3 protein-coding genes are annotated in these 3,595 nt (G+C 26.8%); 2 read left to right on the top strand and 1 reads right to left on the bottom strand.

Annotated elements, in window-relative coordinates:
* Positions 1–884 precede the first annotated feature (884 nt).
* Positions 885–1,970 (bottom strand): M42 family metallopeptidase, encoded by a 1,086-nt coding sequence (locus tag M3Z80_RS09440; RefSeq protein WP_293919366.1) that lies wholly within the window; start codon positions 1,968–1,970, stop codon positions 885–887.
* 61 nt (positions 1,971–2,031) lie between these two features.
* On the opposite strand from M3Z80_RS09440, the gene M3Z80_RS09445 reads away from it, so the two are divergent.
* Positions 2,032–2,703, top strand: a complete 672-nt coding sequence (locus tag M3Z80_RS09445) for a DUF4294 domain-containing protein (protein WP_293919367.1) — start codon at positions 2,032–2,034, stop codon at positions 2,701–2,703.
* 116 nt (positions 2,704–2,819) lie between these two features.
* Positions 2,820–3,595 (top strand): cytochrome c biogenesis protein ResB (locus M3Z80_RS09450; protein WP_366519880.1); only part of this gene is annotated, 776 nt, incomplete at its 3' end.

Genomic DNA, 3,595 nt, shown 5'->3' on the forward strand with positions numbered 1-3,595 from the left:
TAAAATGGGATAACAATTTATGGAAAAATCAATTGATTAAGATAGATAAAAATAATATTATTTGGGTTAATTCTCCTAAAAATCCTAAATTAAATTAATATAGATTAACATAAATATTTTTTTAATAAATATATATATAGTATAAAATAATTTAATTTTTTAAATAATATATATTGTTTTTGTGTTTGTATTTATTAAATTATAAATATTAAAAAAAATATTAATTTTAACAAATTTTTATGTAATTTTGCGTATAAGTTAAAAATATCTTATTGAGCTAACGAAAATTATCATGAAAATTCATCATTATTTATTGATTTTATTATTGATAATTTATGTCTATATTATTAATATAAATTTTTTCAGTTTTATTGTCATTGGAAATAATAAAGATGTTCATACAATATTATTTACAATCAGTAATTATTTATTAATAGAATTTGAAAAAATATATTGTAAATATTATCTTATTTATAATAGAATTCTCCTAAAAAAAATCAATGTAATTCCTTACATAAATTTAACAGTTAAGAAAATACCGGTAAATACATCTAATGAAGGGTGCTTTTTTAGTGATGAATTTAAAGTTAAGAATTATTTTTATATAGCAGATAAAATATTAAAAACATTATCTAATTATAGAATGACTTTCTTAAAACCTATAATAATAGATACTTCATTAACTCACAATTTTAAAATAAATAATCAAAATCCATTTACTTTATGTAACTAACTATATTATATATATTAAATGTCTCTTAATTAAATAAAGAGATAAATTTGTTTTTTATAAATTACCTATCGTATAATTATATTGTCGATAAAAGTTTTTTTAAATAACAAAGAATATTAAAGGAGCTAATATTTTAGCTCCTTCTTTGTAATTATAAATATTTAAAATTTTGATTAATTTTTATACTTTTCAAAGAATGATACATCATAAGTATTGTATTTTCAACATCCTTTTTATGAACCATCTCCACAGTAGTATGCATATACCTTAGAGGAAGAGAAATTAATGCAGATGGAATCCCTCCATTTGAATATGCAAAAGCATCGGTATCCGTACCGGTTACTCTGCTGGAAGCATGTCTTTGAAAAGGGATATTATTTTTTTCGGCACTTTCAATAATGAGTTCTCTTAAATTATTTTGTACAGCAGGTGCATAAGAAATAACCGGTCCATTACCACATTTTATTTCTCCATGTTTCATTTTATTAATCATAGGAGTGGTAGTATCGTGTGTAACATCTGTTACAATAGCTACATTGGGTTTTATAGTTTGAGTTATCATTTCTGCTCCACGCAATCCAACTTCTTCTTGTACTGCATTGGTTATATACAAACCAAAATCAAGTTTATCGTTATTTTCTTTGATAAGTTTTGCAACCTGAGCAATCATAAATCCTCCAACTCTATTATCTAAGGCCCTTCCAACGAAATAATTGGAATTTAAAATAAAAAATTCATCAGGATAGGTGATTATACATCCTACATGAATTCCTAATTCTTCAACTTCCTTTTTAGAAGTAGCACCGCAATCTACCCATAAAGTCTCAACCTTAGGAGGTTCTTCATTACCTGTATAATTTCTTGTATGAATAGCCGGCCAACCAAAAACTCCATCTAAAATTCCTTTCTTTGTATGAATATGAACTTTTTTTGAGGGAGCAATCATATGATCAGAACCGCCATTTCGAATTACATATAGTAAACCATCCTCAGTAATATAATTTACAAACCAAGATATTTCATCGGCATGAGCTTCAATAACCACCTTATATTTTGCCTCCGGATTTATTATTCCGTAAGCTGTTCCGTAATTATCTGTTCGAATTTCATCAACAAATGGTGATACATAATCCATCCATAGTTTTTGTCCTTTACTTTCAGCGCCTGTAGGTGAAGGAGTGTTTATATATCTTTCTAAAAAATTTAAAGATTTCTCATCTAAAATTGTTTTAATCATACTAACTTGGTTTTTTACAAATGTACTAATTTTAGGAATAATTTTTGACGAGATAAAATTTATGAGCCATAGAATTTTCACTATTTTATTTATTATAATTTTTAATACAGTTCAGTCTCAAAAAAGAGACTCATTAGCTACGATCAATGATGCTATAAAAACAGAATTTCAGTTTTATACTGATTCTATCATGCTTCATGAAGCTTCTGAATATAAAATAACTGAAGATAGTATTTCAGTTATTTTAAATCCTATATACGTTCAAGGTATGCCAAAGTTTAATAATACATTGGACAAAGACCAATATAGTTGGCTTAAAAAAAAAGTTTTCAGAGTATACCCTTATTTTATTATAGCATTGAAACAATATAATAACATATCTGATACCTTGAATATGATTTCAAATAAATCAGCTTATAAAAAATATAGTAGGAAAAGACAAAAACAACTTTCAGAAGAGTTTGAGGGAAAACTCAAATCATTAACAAAAGCCGAGGGGAAGATTTTTTCAAAATTAATGTACCGTTCAACGGGCAAAACTGTTTATGAAATTATAAAAGAATTGCGAAATGGCTGGTCTGCATTTTGGTGGAATGCAAAAGCAGTTGCATTCGATATAGACTTAAAGGAGCCTTTTGATCCTTACCACATACGAGATGATGCTTTTGTGGAAGCAATTCTTTTAAGGGCTTTTCAATCGGGTGAATTAACTCCTACAGAAGAATTAGAGTAATTAAAAATTATTACAATTTAATCACCTTATAATTTAAATTTTATTTATATAAAGATTTTGTAATGGTAGCAAGTTAATGTATTTTTGAAAGGTTGTATAAAATAATCTTAAAACCAATGAAGAAAATTCTTGACTTGTTGTTTTCCACAAAGACAACGGCTGTTATGCTTATCATTTACGCTTTGGCAATGGCGTGGGGTACATTTGTAGAAAACGATTACGGAACTTCAGTAGCGAAAGCATTAATTTATAATTCAAAATGGTTTGAAATAATAATGCTTATCTTAATTTTAAACTTTATCGGCAATATAAAAAAATATAAATTATGGTCTTTTAATAAATGGCCTATATTAGCCTTTCATTTATCTTTTATTTTTATGTTTTTAGGGGGAGCAATAACCAGATATATCAGTTATGAGGGACAAATACATATTAGAGAAGGAGAGGTTAATGATGAAATTATTTCGGATGATACTTATGTTAAAGTTCAAATATCAGATTATACGGGTTTAACGAGGGCTTATCAAGATATCGGTTTTACATTTACTTCAGAAAATATTCCTTTATTACTTAAGCCCTTTCAAAAAAGGTTTTTAGCGAACTATGATTTTCAAGGAAAAAAAGTAAAATTACAGTCCATTGGATTTATTCCAAGAGCTCAAGATTCCTTACAACTTAATGGTTCTGGAAAACAAATATTGAAAGTGATCTCTTCCGGTAAAGGTGGAAGAGAGACAATATATATAGAAGAGGGTACAGCAAAACAAGTGCAAAATTCCACAATAAGTTTTAATAAAAACATACCTGGATCTATCAATATTACATCTAATGATGAAGAATCTACAATTTCATCTCCTATGATGGGACGTCGGATGATTATGACTACACAAGA

Source organism: Apibacter sp., from assembly GCF_025291155.1.
Taxonomy (GTDB): Bacteria; Bacteroidota; Bacteroidia; order Flavobacteriales; family Weeksellaceae; genus Apibacter.